Raw genomic sequence first — 17,371 nt, 5'->3', positions numbered from 1 at the left:
GAGAGTACGTCACGGATCCCGACGGTCACGGCTCCGTACCCGTCGGAAACGGTCGTTTCAGGGCGGATGTTATCGACTCTCACCGAGCCGAGCAATCCGGTTCAGCGCGTAGATCGTCCGGAGCACGTCGACGCTCTTCCCGCGGTCGAAGACGAGTTCGTCCGTCTCGAGGACGTGTTCTAACGTGTCCCGCGAGGCGTGTTCCGGGGCGGCCGCGATGCCGGCGTCGTTTTCCTCGACCCACTCCATGACGCGCAGGTCGCTCTTGGAGTCGCCCATCACCAGCGCGAAGGGATCGTCGATCCCCAGCACGTCGAACGCGCGCTCGACGCCGACAACCTTGTTCAGCTCGAGGCTGCCGATCTCGGCCGCGTCGGCCTCGTAGTAGGCGACGTCGATCCGCTCTAAGGTGTCCGCCAGTTGCGCCGGCACCTCGTCGGCGTCCCGGTCGGGGTAGACCCCCTCGCTCTCGAGGACGGCCCTGATCTCGGGGTCCTGGTCGGCGTAGAACGCGCGGGTCCAGTCGACGACGGTCTCGTCGCTGATCTCGGTCTCGCCGTCGCCGTTGTCGTTCCCGTTCAACTCGAGCGCCGAGCCGACCGCGTCCGCGAGCAGATCGATGAGGTAGACCAGCGCCTCGTCGATGACCGCGCGGGCGTCCGCGGAGCCGGTCTCGTAGTTGGGCTTCATCGTGACGTTGAACTCGTTGCCCTGCAGGTGACAGCCCCGGCGGAGTTCGTCGGGCGCTTCGGGAAGCACGCGCGAGCGCACGTCGTCGAAGACCGCCCGGATCTCCTCGTCTAAATCCTCGTAGAGCAGTTGCTTCGTGTCCGCGCCGTGGCCCGGCGTGAACACGCCGGTCCCGGCCTCGTAGACGATCGAGAGGTTCCCCGAGTGGACGATTTCGCTGCCCAGTCCCTGGATCGCGAATCCCTTGACGTTCTCCAAGGTCTGGCCCGTGCAGATGACGATCGGGACGCCGGCCTCGTGGAACTCCGTCAGCACGTGCAGCGTCTCGCGGGGGATCTCGTTGTCCGTCCCGCCGGCCGAGCGCAGCGTCTCGTCGACGTCCAGCACGAGCACGTTCACCGCGCGGCCGTACTTGGCCTCGAGGTCCAAGGCGGTGAAGGCCTGATCGCGGTCCGCCCACGAGGCGACCTCGGCGAACGTCTCGCCGGCTGCGAAGTCCGCGCGGATCTCGTTTTTGCGGGCCTCGAGTTCCTCGGTCGCCTCCTGCCAGTGCTCGAGGGCGACCCTCGAGTCGACCGCGGGGAAGACGTCGACGAACTCCTGGTACTCGCGCAACGTCGCCGTATCGTACTCGTCGTAGAGTCGGTAGACGAGATCGTACCGTTCCATGCTAGCTACAGTCACCGGAAGGGGGATAATCGTTGCCTCTGAGGGTGGCGCCGACGCCGGTCCGTTCCGATCGCGACGCCGCCGTCGCTCGCCGCTCGACGAACGACGATACGACTATAAAAACGGCGGCCGAACCGTCCGCGTATGAAAAACGTTGACGACCTCATCGAGAGCGCGGCGGAGCTCGCCGAACGCGGTCTCTCGAAGGGCGAGATCGCCGACGAACTGAACGTCTCGCGCGAGACGGCCAGCTGGCTCGTCGAGCGCAGCGGGACGACGACCAAGCCGACCAGCCGGGACTCCGCCGAACCGACCGCCGGCGGCCCGCAGGACATCCACGTCGACTGGTCGGCGGTCGGCCGGGACAGCAAGCGAATGGAACACATCTCCGCCGCGATGGCCGACCTGCTGGCCAAGCACGGCGAGGACGTCGACCTGACGATCGGGATCGAGAAGGCCGGCGGCCCCATCGCGACGCTGATCGCGCGCGAACTCGGGACCGACCTCGGGACCTACACCCCGGCGAAACACCAGTGGGAGGAAGGCGACATCGAGGACCTCGGCGGCACCTTCTCCCGGAACTTCGCCGGCATCCGCGACCGCGAGTGCTACGTCGTCGACGACACCATCACCAGCGGCACGACGATGCGGGAGACGATCGAGGCGATCCGCGCCGAAGGCGGCGAGCCGCTGGCCTGCGTCGTCCTCGCGGACAAGCAGGGGATCGAAGAACTCGACGGCGTCCCGGTCTACTCGCTGCTGCAGGTCATCAGCGTCGGGCAGGACGAGTAACCGCCGTCTACGGCGTCGGAATCGACCCGTCAGTTGTTCCTGTTCCCGCCTTTCCGGGGTCGGTGCGCGACGAGGGAACGCGCTCCAGTTCGAGCGTGAGCGTCTCCCTTCCTCGAGCACCCGGTCCTGCGGTCGGGTGCGCGAGACCGGTCGCTTCCGGTTGGGGACGCGATACAAAAGAATCGACGGTACGTGCGTCGGTGAGCGGACGGCGTTAGCCGTGAATGCCCATCGCTTCGATCTGTTCCTGGTACCGGTTCCGGATCGTCACTTCGGTCACCTGCGCGACGTCGGCGACTTCGCGCTGGGTCTTCTTCTCGTTACAGAGCAGCGACGCGGCGTAGATCGCGGCGGCGGCGTATCCGGTCGGCGACTTGCCCGAGAGCAGACCCTCCTCGGCCGTCTTCTCGATGATCTCGTTGGCCTTGGTCTGGACCTCCTCGGACAGTTCGAGTTCGGAACAGAAACGGGGGACGTACTTCTTCGGGTCGACGGGTCGCATCTCGAGGCCGAGTTCCTGCGAGATGTATCGATACGTACGACCGATCTCTTTGCGTTCGACGCGCGAGACTTCGGAAATCTCCTCTAAGCTGCGCGGGATGCCCTCCTTCCGACAGGCGGCGTAGAGCGCCGAGGTCGCGACGCCCTCGATCGAGCGGCCGCGGATGAGGTCTTCCTTGAGGGCGCGGCGATAGATGACCGACGCGACCTCGCGGACCGAACGCGGAACGCCGAGCGCCGAGGCCATGCGGTCGATCTCGCTTAACGCGAACTGCAGGTTGCGCTCGCCGGCGTCTTTCGTTCGGATGCGCTCCTGCCACTTGCGCAGCCGGTGCATCTGGCTGCGCTTCTTCGAGGAAATCGAGCGTCCGTAGGCGTCCTTGTCCTTCCAGTCGATCGTCGTCGTCAGCCCCTTGTCGTGCATCGTCTGGGTGGTCGGGGCGCCGACGCGGGACTTCTCCTGTCGCTCCTGGTGGTTGAACGCCCGCCACTCAGGGCCCGGATCGATCTTTTCTTCCTCCACGACGAGCCCACAGTCTTCACAGATGAGCTCACCCCGGTCGGAGTCCTTGACGAGATTGTCCGATTCACACTCGGGACAGGCGCGTACCCCCTCCTGATCCTCGGTCTCGTCCGTCTCACGCGTTCGCTCCCGCTGGCGGGTGGACCGTGTCATCGCACTTTTATAGTAGTAGCACCATTGTATATAAACTCTTGGGAGGTATTTTCGTCGGTAACCGGAAAATCGCCGAAATCGAGCGATAGGGGCGCTCGAGAGGGATATTTACCATCTGGAACCGGAAAGACTTTATCCGGAACCGGCGGATCACCGGGACGAATGCCGGTCATCGAATGCGACGTCGACGCCGCTCGAGACCGACTCGAGGCGGCCGGGGTGACGGTCGAACCGGGCAACACGGATCACGAGCGCTGGCGGGCGAGCCGCGGATCGGCGACGGCGGTCGCCTACGACGATAAAGTCGTCGTCCAGGGCGGCAATCCGCAGGACATCGAGGCGATTCTTCGCGAGGAGGGCGGCCGGGCGCACGTCTACTTCGACGGCGGGAGCCGCGGCAACCCCGGTCCCGCGGGGATCGGCTGGGTGATCGTCACCGGCGACGGCATCGTCGCCGAGGCGGGCGAACGGATCGGCCGGGCCACGAACAATCAGGCCGAGTACGAGGCCCTGATCGCGGCGCTCGAGGCGGCCCGCGACTACGGGTTCGACGAGGTTCACGTTCGGGGCGACTCCGAACTCATCGTCAAGCAGGTTCGCGGCGAGTACGACACCAACAACCCCGAACTCCGCGAGAGGCGGGTCACCGTCCACGAACTGCTCGGCTCGTTCGACGAGTGGACGTTAGAGCACGTGCCCCGCGAGGTCAACGACCGCGCGGACGGGCTCGCGAACGAGGCGCTCGATCAGGGGTGAGGTTTCGCGGCACGGGGCTCGTAACACGGGGCTCGAGTACCGCCGTGGCACCCGCCGGCGCTCGAGTTCGACGCTCCCGCACTCGTCCGGATTTTTGTACCTCGCGTCCGAAAACGGCCATATGACTGCCGAGGATCGGTTCAAGCTGTTCGGCGTGTACCTCTCGCGGCCGGTCTACGAGGCCCTCGACGACTACGTCTACGAGGAGGCCGGCGTCGTCGATCTCGACGAGTACTTCGACGAGACTGCATCGTCGGTTCCGACGGGCGATCCGGGTGCCGAAGCGACCGACGAACTCGTCTCGGACCTGGTCGCCGAGTTCGCAGCGCTGTACGACGAGGCCGACTTCGAAGCGGCGACGGCCGTCGATCCGGACGGGTTCGTCCTCACGCACCTCGCCGCGAAGCCGACCCGGGTCGCGGCGCTCCGCGAACGCTTCGAAGCGGCGACGACGATTCGGGAGACGGACCTCCGGACGGCCCACACCGCGATTCTGGCCGCGTTCCTGTCGGCCGACCCGCTCGAGCGGTGAGGCGGCGGCTCGTGACCCGACCGGGCAGAGCGGCTGACTCGAGGACGCGGTCGTCACTGGAGTCCCTGTAACTCGATACGTTCCGCCGCTCGGCCCGCGACTGCCGATCGGATCAGTTCATTCGTTCCAAAATACCGTCGGGTCGGGACTGTTGGACGACCCGCCGCCTACGCCTCTTGCAGGTCCCGAATGGTCACCCAGTGGTCGCCGTATTCGGCTTCGTGCTCGCTCGCGTACCGATTGGCTTCGGCCCAGTCCGAATACTCGCGGTCGAACTCGCAGCTGTCGCAGCGGAGCTGGTACGCCATGCGCTGTGGCACCACGCGAACCTGCTTAAGCGTTGAGTCGGCGGTTACCAGCGGAGACCGCGAGTCTGCGCGAATCGCCCGCCAGACCCGTCGCTGCAGGTGATATCTCCGTGCTGGTCACGATCGGGTTCGGCCCTTCCGATCGGATCGAACTCGAGGCGCTCGAGAGAATTAACTCAGTTTCGTATTCTGGTACCTTTACGTGGGTGGCCGTCGCAGACACTGGTGATGCCCGAAGTCACGATCTCCGACAACCTGTACGCGAAACTCGAAGCAGAGTGCGACGACGCTGTCGAAGACGTCGTGTGGGAACTCCTGTACCAGTCGCGCCGCGAATAATCGGTCGCTCGTTCAACCTGTCCATCTCACTCCTGCTTTCGTTTTCCCTGTCGTGTCGACGTCCCACGTCGCGTCAGACCGCTTCGAGCGACCGCCTTACGGCGCGTCGTACTGCACGCTCTCGATCGGATCGTAGTGGTGCTGTGTCGACTGGCAGCCGAGTTCGCGCTCGAGGGACGCGTCCGGGTCCGTCCGGAGTTCGACGGTTCGACCGTCGACGGTGGTGATCTCGACCCGTTTCTCCCGTTCGGTAGCGAACTCGAGGCCGTCGTACTCGGTCTCGAGCCGAACCCCGTACTCGGCGAGGGCGAGCCCGCCACCCGCAACGAGCACGAGCAACCCCGCGAGGGGGCCGATCGCGGCGAGCAGCCACAGGAACGACACCGTCGCGAGCAGGCCGCCGCCGAGTCCACCCAGCAGCAATCGATCGCGGTCGGATCCCAGATCGAGATCGAGGTCGAGGTCAAGGTCGAGGTCGAAATCGAAACCGCGATCGCGCTCGAGTCGACCGAGCGCCTCGCGGACGCGCACGTAGCGTCGGCGCGCGAGTTCGGCTGCGCTACCCCCGGCGAGGGTCGCGACCGCGAGCCCGATCGTCGCCATGCCCTCCGCCGCGGGCAGTCGAAGTGCGGTCAGGGCGAGCGCGACAACGGCGATCGCTACGATCATAGCGCCGACGCCCGCGACGAGTCGGTCGTCGACGCCGCGATAGGTCGGACTCGAGTGCAAGCGGCTTCGGATGGACGTGATGTACTCCTGTTTCACGTCGAGGAACTCGCCGTCGGCGGAGCGGCCGAGCAGCCGTCGGTCCGTGACCCCGATCGTGACCTCCGCCCGACCGGTTTCCTCGATCAGCGTCCCCTCGTAGACGGCGTTCAGCGATTCGGTGCGGGTGAGGTGGGCTCTGAGCGACCGTTCGGACGGCGTCATCACCTCGAGACACGTCCGCTTGGCCCAATGTAAAGAGCCCCATTACCGTCGGTTTCGCGGCGTCTCACTTCGGCTGTGGGAGTCGTTATCTCGACTGCTTGGCTGCGAGTTGACTGTAAGGGAGGCGTATTCGGCGGGCTCGTGTTACCCCAGTCCATACGTTGCGCCATAATATTCGTCGGTTCATTTAGGACTGGTAGAGAATGGCCGACTACGTTTCCAGGGTATTTTGCTGTCAAGGGTGTAACTCCTACATGAGAAGTAATGGGCTGGAACATGTGACACGGTCCCTATCTTCTTGAGTTGCCAGATATTATAGATTGAGTGGTAAAATAGATAGCAAGAATGAACCCACCGAAAAGTATCCACGTTTCAATGGAGGAAGCTAGCTCAAGCAAATCAAGCGCCAACATTCCGTTATGGAAAATAGAATCTTGAGCCTGTGCAAGCTCTCGGTTGCCTTCTATTTGGGTCGCTTGATACATTAGAACCATCACCTTTCCAACAGCCCCGAACAGAATAGCTACGAATGGAGCTATTAGCACTGCCTTGAACCAAGCTGCCCCCGATTCAGCAACACTCATATATGCACTTGTAGATCTGGAAAAATAAGAGTTCCGCCAACTGACACTACATATCCGTTATCAATTAATAAGCGTGCTACCCCCGCCCTATTCTTCCGCTCTCTCAAGAAGGGAAATGGGTCGGGCGGATTTGAACCATGGTCGTTTCGCTTCGCTCCACTCCCTGATTCAAATCGCCCGTACCGATTTTTCGAGCGACGCGCTCGTCGCTTCGCTCCTCACATATTGTCGCTCGAAAAATGGGTTGGGGCGGATTTGAACCGCCGGCTTCCTCCGTGTGAAGGAGGTATCATAACCGGACTAGATCACCAACCCGCAGGCTGACGTATCGGTGCGTCCGACTTAAGGCTTCCTTTCGTCGGTCGCCGACGCCTCGCCGCGGTATGCCGTCACCCGCTCTCGAGCGGTCCCGATTGCCTCGCGAGCCTGGCTCGCGACTTCTTCGCGAACCGTCTCGAGGCGGTCCAATTCCGATTCGGGTTCGGGTTCGGGCTCCGAGCGTCCGAGCCGATCACGAATCCGGTCGGTGACTGGGGCGAGAGTTTCGGCGATGCCGAGACGAGCGTGTTCGGCGGCGCGAGTGAGGTAGTACCGGCTGTCGTGGAAGTGCTTGTTCATCGTCGTTCACCATAGAAAGGCGCAGCGAGAATATAGTCCTTTCGTAGGCAACAGAAAACGACCGGCCGATTCGAGAGGAATTATTTCGCCGTCTAAAACCGTGAGATGGTGGCCGGATGAGCGCGATTGAGACGCTTGGCGAACATGTTAGGTTCTTCAGTAGCACTTGTGAATGGGCATTCACTTATAAATTAGCACATTAACTAATTAGGTGTGTTGGTCGCCGAGTTTGTCGTCGAGGCGGCGGTCCTCCAGCGGACGTTAAGCGCGTTTCCCGATATCAGACTCACGCACGAGGCACAGTATCTAACTGCTGATGGGACGGTACGGTTGTTCTTCCGGATGGCTGGTGTCGACCCTGCTACGTTCGAATCGACGCTCGAGTCCGATCCGACGGTGACTAACGCTCGTCGCATCGACCGTACCGACTCCACAGCCCTCTACCGCGTCGATTTCACCGTCGAGGGGCGGGCCAAATCGACGTTTCCTCGCTGGGCGATCGACGACGTCGTCCTCCTCGAGGCGACCGGCACTCCCGACGGCTGGCGAATCCGTATGCGCGTTCCCGATCGGGAAACCCTCCTCGAGTACCGGGAGGCGTACAGCACGCGGGGCTGTTCGTTCGCGCTGCAGTCGCTCTCCCTCGATCAATCCGGCGGCGACGGCCTCGAGTTGTACCTGTCGCCGTCGCAGCGCGACGCCCTCGTATCGGCTTACGAACTGGGTTACTTCGAGATTCCGCGCCGGATTTCACAGGAAGAACTCGGCGTCGAACTCGGCATTAGCGCGCAGTCGGTCTCGGAGCGACTGCGGCGCGCCGTCTCGTCCCTGGTCGAGTCGCTGCTCGGCAGGTAGCACTTCAAAGCCTGAGTTACAAGGTCGATTGCTCACGGTAGTAGCTGCTGGAAATCAAACCGGATGTCCCGATCAACGCACCACGATTTGCTGTTCGAAGCGCTCGCTGACGGCCACCGCCGACGACTGTGCGCGTATCTCGCCGACCGTGACGGGACGGTCGAATTTGCCGACGCCTGCGCGACGCTGTGCGAGCGGTCGCAGTGCTCGCGTCGCACGCTCGAGATCGAACTTCACCACGTTCATCTGCCGTTGCTCGCTGACGCAGATATCATCGACTACACACAGGGGGCAGACCGCATCGAACCTGCGGAGAACCTTCCGGTTGCAGAGACGATTCTCGAGACGACCGCAGAAGCGACCTGCACGTAGGCGACGTTCGCGACCGCCGGCACTCAGTATTCGGGCGCCTCTTCCGGTTCGCCGTCGCGCTTGTTGACGACGCGGGCGAACGTGAACAGGCCGTCCGAGAGCCGGTTGAGGTACTGGACGGCCTGCTCGTTGATCTCCTCCGCCGTGGCGAGGTCGACGGCTCGACGCTCGGCGCGCCGACAGACCGTCCGGGCGTGGTGGAGCCGCGCTCCGGAATCGCTGCCGGTCGGCAGCACGAAGGAGGTCAGCGGCTCGAGTTCCTCGTCGTACTCGTCGATCCAGTCTTCGACGGTTTCGACGTGGTCGGCCCGGATCGCGGGGTCGTCCTCGTCCGGGTCGGGGTTGGCGAAGTCGGCCTGGACGACGTGGAGGTGGTTCTGGACGGTCTGGAGCCGGTCGTCGATATCGTCGTGGCCCGTGGGCCGAATCGTCCCGACGAGCGCGTTTAGCTCGTCGACGGTGCCGTAGGCCTCGATCCGCGGGCTCGACTTCGAGACGCGCGTCATGTCGCGCAGGTCCGTCTTTCCGTCGTCGCCGCGACCGGTGTAGATCGACATACTCGATTCGACGGCCGTCGATCACTTAATCCCTGTCGGGAACGGGGCCGAGACACGCTCGCCGCTTCGAATGGTCGCCCCGCACTCGAGGCCGCAATCAGTACGTTAAACACACTCGGTCCACAACCCCCGTATATGGCGATGGAACTCGACCACGAGTGCCCCAACTGCGGGGAGGAGAAGACGTTCTACCGCGCCGCGAGCACGACCCTGCACCTCGGGACGAAGATCAAGTGGCACTGCCCGGACTGCGACTACGGGTTCGTCAAGATCGACGACGCCGTCGACTCGAGCGCCGCCGAAGCGTAAGGGCGAGAACCGACCGAACGACCTTTTTCCAACGCTGTCCGTCCCTTTCTCGGCTGTTCTGGTTCCGTCACTCGCTCGAGCCGAGCGTTCCGAGACCGAGATTCGACCGCGACGCGACGAGCCGAATCGACGACGGCGCTACGACTCGTCGGTCTCGAGCGCCTGCCAGGACAGCCGCGGGTTCCGCGCCGCGCTGGTCTGATCGATCCGCCGAGCGGTCGTCCGCTCGGGCGCGGCCTCGAGCGTCTCCGAGTCCTCGCCCGCGACGGCGTTGAACGCCGCCGCCAGCCGGTCCAGCGTGTCCTTGCTCTCGACCTCGGTGGGTTCGGTCATCAGCGCCTCGGGGACGATTTCGGGCCACTTGGTCGTCGGCGGGTGGACGCCGTAGTCGAGCATCCGCTTGGCGACGTCGGCCGCGTCCTGCTCGCCCGCGCTGGCGACGAACTCGTGGTGGAACGGCCCGTACGGCACGTCGTACTCGATTTGGCTCGCGAGGTAGTTCGCGTTGAGTACGGCCTTGGCGCTGGCGTCCGCCAGCCCTTCGTCGCCAAGCCGCGCGATGTAGGCGAACGCCTTCACGAGCACGAGCCAGTTGCCGTGGAAGCCGTGGACCTTGCCGATGGTGTGCTCGGGCTCGAACAGTTCGTAGGTGGGTTCTCCGGACTTCGATTTCGGGCCGCCGTCTTCGGCCTCGCGAACCCGCGGCGCGGGCAGGAACGGCGCCAGTTCGTCGACGACGCCGACCGGCCCCGCGCCGGGACCGCCGCCCCCGTGGGGCGTCGCGAACGTCTTGTGGACGTTGTAGTGCATCACGTCGAAGCCCATATCGCCGGGCCGGGCCCGTCCGAGCAGGGCGTTCAGGTTCGCGCCGTCGTAGTAGAGCAGCCCGCCTACGTCGTGGACCATCTCGGCGATCTCCGCGATGTCGCGCTCGAACAGCCCCAGCGTGTTCGGGTTCGTCAGCATCAGCGCCGCCGTGTTCTCCGAGAGGGCCGACTCGAGCGCCTCGAGGTCGACCCGGCCGTCCTCGTCGCTGGGCAGGGAGACGACGTCGTAGCCCCCCAGCGCGGCGCTGGCGAAGTTCGTCCCGTGGGCGCTCTCGGGGATGATGACCTCGTTGCGGTGGCCCTCGCCGTTGTGTTCGTGGTAGGCCGCGGCGACGCGGATGCCGACGAACTCGCCGGCCGCGCCCGCCGGCGGTTGTAGCGTCACGGCGTCCATCCCGCCGATCCGGCCGAGGTAGTCCTGCAGCCGGTACATGAGCTCGAGGGTGCCCTGAACGGACCGCGCCGAGCGGTCGGGGTGGACGGCCGCCGAGGGAAGCGCCGCCACGTCTTCGGTGAACTTGGGGTTGTACTTCATCGTACACGAGCCCAGCGGGTAGGGGCCGCTGTCGATCCCGTAGATCATCTGGGAGAGCCGCGTGTAGTGGCGGGCCAGTTCGGGTTCCGACAGCTCGGGCAACTCGAGCGAGTCGCGGGTGAGGTCGTCGGGGAGCGGCGAGTCGGCGGTCGTCGCGTCGCCGCCGTTACCGTCGCCGTCACCGTCAGCGTCGCTGCCATCCGCGATCTCGACTCGAGTCAGGTCCTTCTCCGACAGCAGCGGCTCGTACTGGCCGTCCTCGACGTAGCGGGCCTGATCGTAGCGAGCCTGTGCGTCGTCTCCCGTCGAGTCGCGTCCGCTATCGTCCGTCATCGAACCACCTCCGCCACCGCCTCGGCGAACGCGTCCAACCGCTCGTCGGGCACGCCGGCGACGCAGGCCTGAATCTCGTGGTCGCCGACGACGTGGACCGCGAAGCCGCGGCGCTCGAGGTCCTCGGCGATCGCGCCGGCCGGCTGGTCGACGCGGGCGACGAACTCCCGGAGGTGGTGGCGGTCGTGGACCGGCGCCTTGACGCCGGTGAGGTCGTCGAGCCGCTCCGCGAGGTCAGCAGCGCGGCGCACCCCGCGGTTCGCGAGGTCGACCATGCCCGTGGGTCCGAGCGCGGCGGCGTGGATCGCCGTCCGCAGCGCGACCCAGGCCTGATTCGTACAGATGTTGCTCGTGGCCCGCTCGCGGCGGATGTGCTGCTCGCGGGTCTGCAGCGTGAGCGTGAACGCCCGGCGGTCGGTCGCGTCCTCGCTCGCGCCGACGAGGCGGCCGGGGACCTGCCGGAGGTAGTCCTCGCGGGTCGCGAACAGGCCAAGTCCCATCCCGTAGCTGGTCGGCAGGCCGAGCACGCTCGCGTCGCCGACGACGACGTCGGCGCCGACGTCAACGGGGCGCTCGAGCAGCGCCAGCGCGACCGGGTCCGAGCCGAGCGTAAACAGGGCGTCGTTGGCGTCCGCCAGCTCGCCGATCGCCGCGAGTCCCTCCTCGATCGTCCCGCGGACCGTCGGGTTCTCGGCGTAGACCATGACGACCTCCTCGTCGACCGTCTGCTCGAGCGCCTCGAGGTCGACGTTGCCGTCCGCAGTCGGGTAGGATTCGATCTCGAGGTCGGTCCCCGCGACGTAGTTCTCGAGGGTTCTCCGCCGTTCCTCGCGCAGGAGGTCCGCTTCGGGGACCAGTACGCGGTAGCCCGTCACGTCGCGGACGCGGTCGGCCAGCGTCGCCGCCTCGCCGAGCGCGGTCGCCGCGTCGTACATCGAACAGTTGGCGATCTCGAGGCCCGTCAACTCGACCAGCAGCGACTGGTACTCGAACAGCGCCTGGAGGAACCCCTGAGACACCTCGGGTTGGTACTGCGTGTAGGAGGTGAGAAACTCCGAGCGATCCGCGAGGTGGTCGACCAGCGACGGCACGTAGTAGCCGTAGTGGCCCCGGCCGAGCAGCTCCGTCAGGTCGTCGTTGCGACCCAGGATGGAGCGTACGAGCCGCCTGGTTTCTCGCTCCGTTCGCGCGTCGATGCCGAACTCGTCGTCGAACCGGACGGGCTCCGGAATGTCGAACAGTTCTGCGACCGTCTCGGCGCCGACCGCCTCGAGCATCGCCGCCCGGTCCTCGTCCGTGTGGGGAGCGTACGGGCTCCCTGCGTGTGTTTCGTTTCCGTGCATGCGTATCACCGATCCGCTCGTTGTGCGCCTGTCGCGTGACAGCCGGTCCCGAACACGATATCCAGTGATAACGTCTTGGGGATAATGAACGCACCCTTTTTCGCGGGGGTATGGCCCGCCGCAAGCGGGGCAGTTGCCTGCAGTCGCCGCGCGAACCGTTACCCCCGCCGGCGGCGTCTGGAGCCCGAATGCCACCCGATCCCGACGATTCCGAGACGCCCCTGGACCGCGACGACCAGGAGGTCGGCGCGGAGGCGGCGGCCGATCCCGACTCCCTGCTCGGCGTCCTCCCGCACTTCTACCGGGGCGAAGTCAGCCAGGCCAACAGCGCCCAGGACCGCATCGACCGCACGACCGACTGGGCGATCACCCTGATGGCCGCCCTGCTCTCGCTCGTCTTCTCGAGTCAGGAGATGCCGGCCTTTCTCCTGTTGATCGGCCTCTTCGTTCTCTGTATCTTCCTGTTCTTCGAGGTTCGTCGCTACCGCTTCTACGACCACTGGCGGGCGCGGGTGCGGTTCATCCAGGAGAACGTGTTCGCGAACGCCCTGGAGCCGGTCGGCGTCGAACACCCCTACTGGCGCGAGGAGTTGAGCGACGACCTCCGAAATCCGACGTTCAAGGTCTCGAACTTGGAGGCCCTGTCCCGGCGCATTCGGCGCGTCTACGGGCTGCTGTTCGCGGTGGTCGGCATCGCCTGGATCTTCAAGGTCTCCCTGTTCACGCCGGAACAGCAGTGGGCGGAGGCCGCCGAACTGCCGGGCGTCCACGGCTACTACGTGGCCGGGATGCTCGGGCTCTTCTACGCGGCCGTCGTCGTCCTCACACTCTGGCCGTCGTCGCGGCGGGCGAAGGGCGAGATCCACGGCGAGGAGCCGGGGGATTGGAAGAACGATTCGGAGGAGTAGGTCTCGAGTCGCGCGTTACGGGTCCGAACGCTCGTCGGCCGCGTCATCGTCCGCGTCGCCGTCGGTTCGACCGTCAGCCCCAGTATCGTCGCGTTCGTCGGTACCGCCGGTATCGGCACCGTCGTCGCTACCGGTACCGCCGTGCTCGTCGTCCGCACCAGCGTCGCTCGAGTCGGTCTCCGGATCGAGTCCCGTACTGACGCCGGCGTCGGACGTGTCGACGGCCGGATCGGCCGCTCGGTCCGCCGTCTCGGTCTCGAGCGACTCGCCGCCGGTCCGTTCGCGGGCGAACACGTCGAGCGTGATCTTCGCGCCGCCGAGCACGACGGGACCGATGAACAGGCCGACGCCGCCGAAGACGACGATGCCGCCGAAGATCCCGACGACGATGATCGCGGAGTTGAAAGCGCTCGTCCGGCCGATGAGCGCCGGTCGCAGGTACGTGTCCGAGGCGCTGACCAGCGAGCCGTACGCGACGAGGATTGCGGCGGGGACGAACTGCCCGACCGCGATCAGGTAGACGGCGACGGGGACCCAGACGCCGAACGCGCCGACCAGCGGCAGCAGGGCGAGAACGAACGTTGCGACCGTCAGGAAGACGACGGCGGGCACGTCGAGGAGCACCAGCCCGACCCCGAGCATCACCGCCTGAATGCCCGCGACGGCGACGTTCCCGACGACGGAGGCCCACATGAGCTGGTCGATCTCCGCCTGCAGTTCGTCCAGAATATCGTCTTCGATCGGGAGGATACGGTGGAACCACGCGACGAGTGCACCCCCGTCGCGCAGCAGGGCGAAGAGGACGAACAGCGTCACCGTCAGTCCGATCAGGAGACCGGGCACGCCGCTGACGAGTTCGATCCCGCTCGTGGCGAGTCCCTGTAGCCCCGTCTCGATCGGCTCCTGATAGGCCTGGTACATCTCGGTGAGGTCGACCGCGTACCCGTTGGACTCGAGGCGGGATTCGATCGCCCCGACGTTGAGGTCGCCCCCTTCGACGGCGTCCAGAATGTTGAGCGCCTCGCGCAGCGCGACCGCGAGGACGTACGACAGCGGTAGGATGATCGTGAGGATCGCGACGGCGACGAGGACGAGCGCCGCGGTTATCGGCCGGACGTAGGTCTCGAGTCGCCGCTGGGCGGGCATGAGAACGTACGCGAGCACGACCCCGAGCAGGACGTACTGGAGGTAGGGGAGGACGACGAACAGGCCGAGGAGTGCGCTCACGACGGCGAGGACGGTCAGTCCGGTTCGGTCGGTGAACCACGAGTCGGATCCGGCCGCCCTCGACGTTGTATCGGAGGGCAGGTCGGGGTCGGACGCAGCCATACCCACCGGTACGAAGCCACGTGGTATTAGGCCACTGAAATATTTCGAATGCTGAACGTCTGCACGGCCCGGAGCGGAATCGAGCCACCGACCGCGGTTAGTCCTCGAGCAGCGAGCGCGAGGAGTTGGTGACGACCAGCAGGCTGCTGGTCCCCATCGCGACGGCGGCGAACAGCGGGTTGAGCAGGCCGGTCACGGCCAACGGGATCGCGACGGCGTTGTAACAGAACGCCCAGCCGATGTTGCCCTTCACGCGCCGGTCGGTCGCGCGGGCGAGGTCGAAGACGGTGTCGACCGACGAGAGGTCGTCGTCGACCAGCGCGACGTCGGCCGCGTCGGCGGCCATTGCGGTCCCGCCGCCGAGCGCGATGCCCAGATCGGCGGCCGCCAGCGCCGGCGCGTCGTTGGTTCCGTCGCCGATCATGACCGTCCGGCCGGTTCCCTTGAGCCGCTCGACGGTCTCGGCCTTCCCCTCCGGCGGGACGCCGGCGAACACCCGATCGACGGCCCCGTGCTCGCGGAATCGGTCCGCCGCCTTCGCGTCGTCGCCGGTGAGAACGACGACCTCGGCGCCGCTGTCGGCGATCGCCGTCACCGTCTCGCCCCACTCCTCGCGGAGTTCGTCGCCGACGACGATGACGCCCGCCGCAGTTCCGTCGCGGCCGACGGCGACCGGCACGCGGCCGGTTTCGCGGTGGGCCTCGACCTGCTTCGCGACTGCTTCGGGCACGTCCCAGCCGCGGTCGCGGAACAGGTCCGGGTGGCCGACGACGATCTCCTCGCCGTCGACGACGCCCGCGACGCCGTTTCGGTAGCTCTCGAAGGACTCGAGGCGGCCGTCGCCGGTTTCGCCGGCGTCGTCCGTAGCGACGCTAGTCTCGGCACCAGCCGTCTCGACCGTCCCGCCGTCCGCCACGGTCCCGGAGCCGGTATCAGCGCCGTCGCCGCTCGAGCCCCCCGCCATCGCCGCGATCGCTTGCCCAACCGGATGCGCCGAGCGGCCCTCGAGGATCGCCGCCCGCCCGAGCAGATCGGCGTCGACGTCGGTGTCGGCCTCGACGACGGTCATATCGCCGGTCGTCAGCGTGCCGGTCTTGTCGAAGACGACGGTATCGGCGGTGCGGATGCGCTCGAAGACGCTGTCGTCGAAGACGACGATCGAGCGCTCCAAGGCGTCGCGGATGCCGGCGGCGACGGCCAGCGGCGTCGCGAGCCCGAGCGCGCAGGGACAGGAGACGATCAGCACCGTCAAGCCGGTCAGCAGCGCGCCCTCGATCGGCGCGCCGAGGGCGAGACGGGCGACCGTGACGACGACCGCGAGCGCGAGGACGACCGGGACGAAGATCGTCGCCAGCTTGTCCGCGAGCTTCTGGATACCGTGGGTCCCGCTCTGGAGGTCCCAGACGAGTTCGGTGATGCGATCGAGGCTGCTGGTCGCGTCCTCGCCGACTTCGACCGTCACCGCGCCGTCGGCGACCATCGAACCGCCGACGACGGCGTCACCTGCGTCCTTGGTCACGGGCAGGGACTCGCCGGTGACGACCGCCTCGTCGACCGCGGCCTCGCCCTCGACGACCGCGCCGTCGACCGGGATCCGCTCGCCGGCACGGACCAGCACGCGGTCGCTCGCCGAGAGCTCCTCGAGCGCGACGTCCTCGTGGCTCCCGTCCTCGCCGACGCGCCGCGCCGAGTCCACTTGGACGCTCGTCAGGTTCGAGAGCCGCTCGGTGGCCTCGCGCTTGATCGTCGACTCGTAGTAGTTGCCCACGGAGACGATGACGATGATCGCGACGGTGACGTCGTAGTAGATGTGTTCGCCGCCGACCGCGATCGAGAGCGTGCTGTACAGGTAGGCGCTGACGGCTGCGATCGCGACGAGCAGGTCCATGTTCGGCGACCGGGTCTTGGCGCTGACGTACGCGCCCTGCAGGATCGGTTTGCCGGTGACCCCGAGGATGATCGTCGTCAGCGCGGCGATCATCAGGTAAAAGGGCGTCGCGAGGTCGCTCGCCAGCGTCTCCTGGAAGAACTCCATCGTCCGCTCGTCGTAGAACCACGCGCCGAAGTAGGTGGGGTAGATGATGACGACGTACTGGAGCATCACCATCATCCCCATGAGCACGCCGACGCCGACTCGGGCCATCTCCCAGTTGTCCGCCTGCCGGCGGCTGAAGGCGTCGTCGCGGTCGTAGGCGCTGTAGCCCAGCCCGCTGATCGCCGCCGCGAGGTCGTCCTGCGAGACGCTGTCGGGATCGTGGTCGATCCGGACCGTGTCGGTGACGTAGCTCGCGCTCGCGCCGCTGACGCCCTCCGTCTCCGTGGCGACCGACTCGATGAAGGCCTCGCAGGTCGCGCAGTGCATGCCGTCGACCTCGAGGTAGGTGGCCTCGTGGCCGTCGGGGAGTTCGCGGTCCTCGGAGTCGTCCTCGCGCGCGTTGCGGACGTCGTCGGCGTCGACCTCGTCGACGTCGCCGAGCGCGTCGGAGACGTCGCGACAGCCGACGCAGCAGAAGCGGTTGCCCTCGTCGTCGGTGACGTCGCTCCCCTCGACGGGGAGATCGCAGAGCGTACACTGCCGTTCGTCGACCGTTGCGTCCGTCATCGTCCA

General features: G+C 66.2%; 18 protein-coding genes and 1 tRNA gene. 7 read left to right on the top strand and 12 right to left on the bottom strand.

Annotated elements, in window-relative coordinates; translation table 11 throughout:
• Positions 1-69 precede the first annotated feature (69 nt).
• Positions 70-1,359, bottom strand: coding sequence for an HAD family hydrolase (locus HALXA_RS00525; protein ID WP_013878329.1), 1,290 nt, complete (start codon positions 1,357-1,359; stop codon positions 70-72).
• 144 nt (positions 1,360-1,503) lie between these two features.
• Here HALXA_RS00525 and gfcR point away from each other — a divergent pair, with 144 nt between their 5' ends.
• A complete protein-coding gene (gfcR, locus tag HALXA_RS00520) occupies positions 1,504-2,151 on the top strand; it encodes a transcriptional regulator GfcR (protein ID WP_013878328.1) in 648 nt (215 codons plus the stop codon).
• Positions 2,152-2,365: 214 nt separating this feature from the next.
• On the opposite strand, the gene HALXA_RS00515 is transcribed toward gfcR, so the two are convergent.
• Positions 2,366-3,328 (bottom strand): transcription initiation factor IIB, encoded by a 963-nt coding sequence (locus HALXA_RS00515; protein ID WP_006108914.1) that lies wholly within the window; start codon positions 3,326-3,328, stop codon positions 2,366-2,368.
• Between the two features lie 162 nt (positions 3,329-3,490).
• On the opposite strand from HALXA_RS00515, the gene rnhA reads away from it, so the two are divergent.
• Positions 3,491-4,084, top strand: coding sequence for a ribonuclease HI (rnhA, locus tag HALXA_RS00510; protein ID WP_013878327.1), 594 nt, complete (start codon positions 3,491-3,493; stop codon positions 4,082-4,084).
• Between the two features lie 121 nt (positions 4,085-4,205).
• On the top strand, positions 4,206-4,616 hold the full coding sequence (locus HALXA_RS00505; protein WP_013878326.1) for a hypothetical protein: 411 nt from the start codon (positions 4,206-4,208) through the stop codon (positions 4,614-4,616).
• A gap of 167 nt (positions 4,617-4,783) precedes the next feature.
• On the opposite strand, the gene HALXA_RS21860 is transcribed toward HALXA_RS00505, so the two are convergent.
• The 5 genes from HALXA_RS21860 to HALXA_RS00490 all read right to left on the bottom strand — a co-directional run bounded on the left by HALXA_RS21860 (position 4,784) and on the right by HALXA_RS00490 (position 7,395).
• On the bottom strand, positions 4,784-4,924 hold the full coding sequence (locus tag HALXA_RS21860; protein WP_013878325.1) for a hypothetical protein: 141 nt from the start codon (positions 4,922-4,924) through the stop codon (positions 4,784-4,786).
• Positions 4,925-5,359: 435 nt separating this feature from the next.
• Complete coding sequence (locus tag HALXA_RS00500; RefSeq protein ID WP_013878323.1) at positions 5,360-6,193, bottom strand: hypothetical protein; 834 nt, start codon at positions 6,191-6,193, stop codon at positions 5,360-5,362.
• 290 nt (positions 6,194-6,483) lie between these two features.
• Entirely contained in the window at positions 6,484-6,777 is a 294-nt protein-coding gene (locus tag HALXA_RS21545; RefSeq protein ID WP_148263613.1) for a hypothetical protein, read from the bottom strand.
• A gap of 240 nt (positions 6,778-7,017) precedes the next feature.
• A tRNA-Val gene (locus HALXA_RS00495) sits at positions 7,018-7,092 on the bottom strand.
• A 27-nt stretch (positions 7,093-7,119) separates the two neighbouring features.
• Positions 7,120-7,395: a DUF7553 family protein gene (locus HALXA_RS00490; RefSeq protein ID WP_013878322.1), complete on the bottom strand. Its 276-nt coding sequence runs from the start codon at positions 7,393-7,395 to the stop codon at positions 7,120-7,122.
• A gap of 213 nt (positions 7,396-7,608) precedes the next feature.
• On the opposite strand from HALXA_RS00490, the gene HALXA_RS00485 reads away from it, so the two are divergent.
• Positions 7,609-8,250 (top strand): helix-turn-helix domain-containing protein, encoded by a 642-nt coding sequence (locus HALXA_RS00485; RefSeq protein WP_013878321.1) that lies wholly within the window; start codon positions 7,609-7,611, stop codon positions 8,248-8,250.
• A gap of 63 nt (positions 8,251-8,313) precedes the next feature.
• Entirely contained in the window at positions 8,314-8,622 is a 309-nt protein-coding gene (locus tag HALXA_RS00480) for a DUF7344 domain-containing protein (RefSeq protein WP_013878320.1), read from the top strand.
• 23 nt (positions 8,623-8,645) lie between these two features.
• Here HALXA_RS00480 and HALXA_RS00475 read toward each other — a convergent pair whose 3' ends face one another.
• On the bottom strand, positions 8,646-9,179 hold the full coding sequence (locus HALXA_RS00475; protein WP_013878319.1) for a cob(I)yrinic acid a,c-diamide adenosyltransferase: 534 nt from the start codon (positions 9,177-9,179) through the stop codon (positions 8,646-8,648).
• A 135-nt stretch (positions 9,180-9,314) separates the two neighbouring features.
• On the opposite strand from HALXA_RS00475, the gene HALXA_RS21855 reads away from it, so the two are divergent.
• A complete protein-coding gene (locus tag HALXA_RS21855) occupies positions 9,315-9,488 on the top strand; it encodes a DUF7838 family putative zinc beta-ribbon protein (RefSeq protein ID WP_013878318.1) in 174 nt (57 codons plus the stop codon).
• Positions 9,489-9,626: 138 nt separating this feature from the next.
• On the opposite strand, the gene gcvPB is transcribed toward HALXA_RS21855, so the two are convergent.
• The gene (gene gcvPB / locus HALXA_RS00470) at positions 9,627-11,183 is read right to left on the bottom strand and encodes an aminomethyl-transferring glycine dehydrogenase subunit GcvPB (protein WP_013878317.1); all 1,557 of its coding nucleotides are present in this window, start codon (positions 11,181-11,183) and stop codon (positions 9,627-9,629) included.
• Positions 11,180-12,526: an aminomethyl-transferring glycine dehydrogenase subunit GcvPA gene (gene gcvPA, locus HALXA_RS00465; protein ID WP_013878316.1), complete on the bottom strand. Its 1,347-nt coding sequence runs from the start codon at positions 12,524-12,526 to the stop codon at positions 11,180-11,182. The genes gcvPB and gcvPA overlap by 4 nt, the downstream gene beginning before the upstream one ends.
• A 188-nt stretch (positions 12,527-12,714) precedes the next feature.
• Here gcvPA and HALXA_RS00460 point away from each other — a divergent pair, with 188 nt between their 5' ends.
• Complete coding sequence (locus HALXA_RS00460; protein WP_013878315.1) at positions 12,715-13,434, top strand: DUF2270 domain-containing protein; 720 nt, start codon at positions 12,715-12,717, stop codon at positions 13,432-13,434.
• 15 nt (positions 13,435-13,449) lie between these two features.
• Here the strand turns inward: HALXA_RS00460 and HALXA_RS00455 are convergent, their stop codons facing one another.
• Positions 13,450-14,763: an AI-2E family transporter gene (locus tag HALXA_RS00455; protein WP_013878314.1), complete on the bottom strand. Its 1,314-nt coding sequence runs from the start codon at positions 14,761-14,763 to the stop codon at positions 13,450-13,452.
• 97 nt (positions 14,764-14,860) lie between these two features.
• Positions 14,861-17,365 (bottom strand): heavy metal translocating P-type ATPase, encoded by a 2,505-nt coding sequence (locus HALXA_RS00450; protein ID WP_013878313.1) that lies wholly within the window; start codon positions 17,363-17,365, stop codon positions 14,861-14,863.
• Between the last annotated feature and the right edge of the window lie 6 nt (positions 17,366-17,371).

Origin of the sequence: Halopiger xanaduensis SH-6 (genome assembly GCF_000217715.1) — an archaeon.
Classification (GTDB): Archaea; Halobacteriota; Halobacteria; order Halobacteriales; family Natrialbaceae; genus Halopiger; species Halopiger xanaduensis.
This window is presented reverse-complemented; position numbering and strand designations above follow the sequence as displayed.

What these genes read in the sequence shown, in the direction of transcription:
- HALXA_RS00525 (WP_013878329.1), bottom strand. Translation starts at nt 1,359, where the DNA reads ATGGAACGGTACGATCTCGTCTACCGACTCTACGACGAGTACGATACG.
- gfcR (WP_013878328.1), top strand. Translation starts at nt 1,504, where the DNA reads ATGAAAAACGTTGACGACCTCATCGAGAGCGCGGCGGAGCTCGCCGAA.
- HALXA_RS00515 (WP_006108914.1), bottom strand. Translation starts at nt 3,328, where the DNA reads ATGACACGGTCCACCCGCCAGCGGGAGCGAACGCGTGAGACGGACGAG.
- rnhA (WP_013878327.1), top strand. Translation starts at nt 3,491, where the DNA reads ATGCCGGTCATCGAATGCGACGTCGACGCCGCTCGAGACCGACTCGAG.
- HALXA_RS00505 (WP_013878326.1), top strand. Translation starts at nt 4,206, where the DNA reads ATGACTGCCGAGGATCGGTTCAAGCTGTTCGGCGTGTACCTCTCGCGG.
- HALXA_RS21860 (WP_013878325.1), bottom strand. Translation starts at nt 4,924, where the DNA reads ATGGCGTACCAGCTCCGCTGCGACAGCTGCGAGTTCGACCGCGAGTAT.
- HALXA_RS00500 (WP_013878323.1), bottom strand. Translation starts at nt 6,193, where the DNA reads ATGACGCCGTCCGAACGGTCGCTCAGAGCCCACCTCACCCGCACCGAA.
- HALXA_RS21545 (WP_148263613.1), bottom strand. Translation starts at nt 6,777, where the DNA reads ATGAGTGTTGCTGAATCGGGGGCAGCTTGGTTCAAGGCAGTGCTAATA.
- HALXA_RS00490 (WP_013878322.1), bottom strand. Translation starts at nt 7,395, where the DNA reads ATGAACAAGCACTTCCACGACAGCCGGTACTACCTCACTCGCGCCGCC.
- HALXA_RS00480 (WP_013878320.1), top strand. Translation starts at nt 8,314, where the DNA reads ATGTCCCGATCAACGCACCACGATTTGCTGTTCGAAGCGCTCGCTGAC.
- HALXA_RS00475 (WP_013878319.1), bottom strand. Translation starts at nt 9,179, where the DNA reads ATGTCGATCTACACCGGTCGCGGCGACGACGGAAAGACGGACCTGCGC.
- HALXA_RS21855 (WP_013878318.1), top strand. Translation starts at nt 9,315, where the DNA reads ATGGCGATGGAACTCGACCACGAGTGCCCCAACTGCGGGGAGGAGAAG.
- gcvPB (WP_013878317.1), bottom strand. Translation starts at nt 11,183, where the DNA reads ATGACGGACGATAGCGGACGCGACTCGACGGGAGACGACGCACAGGCT.
- gcvPA (WP_013878316.1), bottom strand. Translation starts at nt 12,526, where the DNA reads ATGCACGGAAACGAAACACACGCAGGGAGCCCGTACGCTCCCCACACG.
- HALXA_RS00460 (WP_013878315.1), top strand. Translation starts at nt 12,715, where the DNA reads ATGCCACCCGATCCCGACGATTCCGAGACGCCCCTGGACCGCGACGAC.
- HALXA_RS00455 (WP_013878314.1), bottom strand. Translation starts at nt 14,763, where the DNA reads ATGGCTGCGTCCGACCCCGACCTGCCCTCCGATACAACGTCGAGGGCG.
- HALXA_RS00450 (WP_013878313.1), bottom strand. Translation starts at nt 17,365, where the DNA reads ATGACGGACGCAACGGTCGACGAACGGCAGTGTACGCTCTGCGATCTC.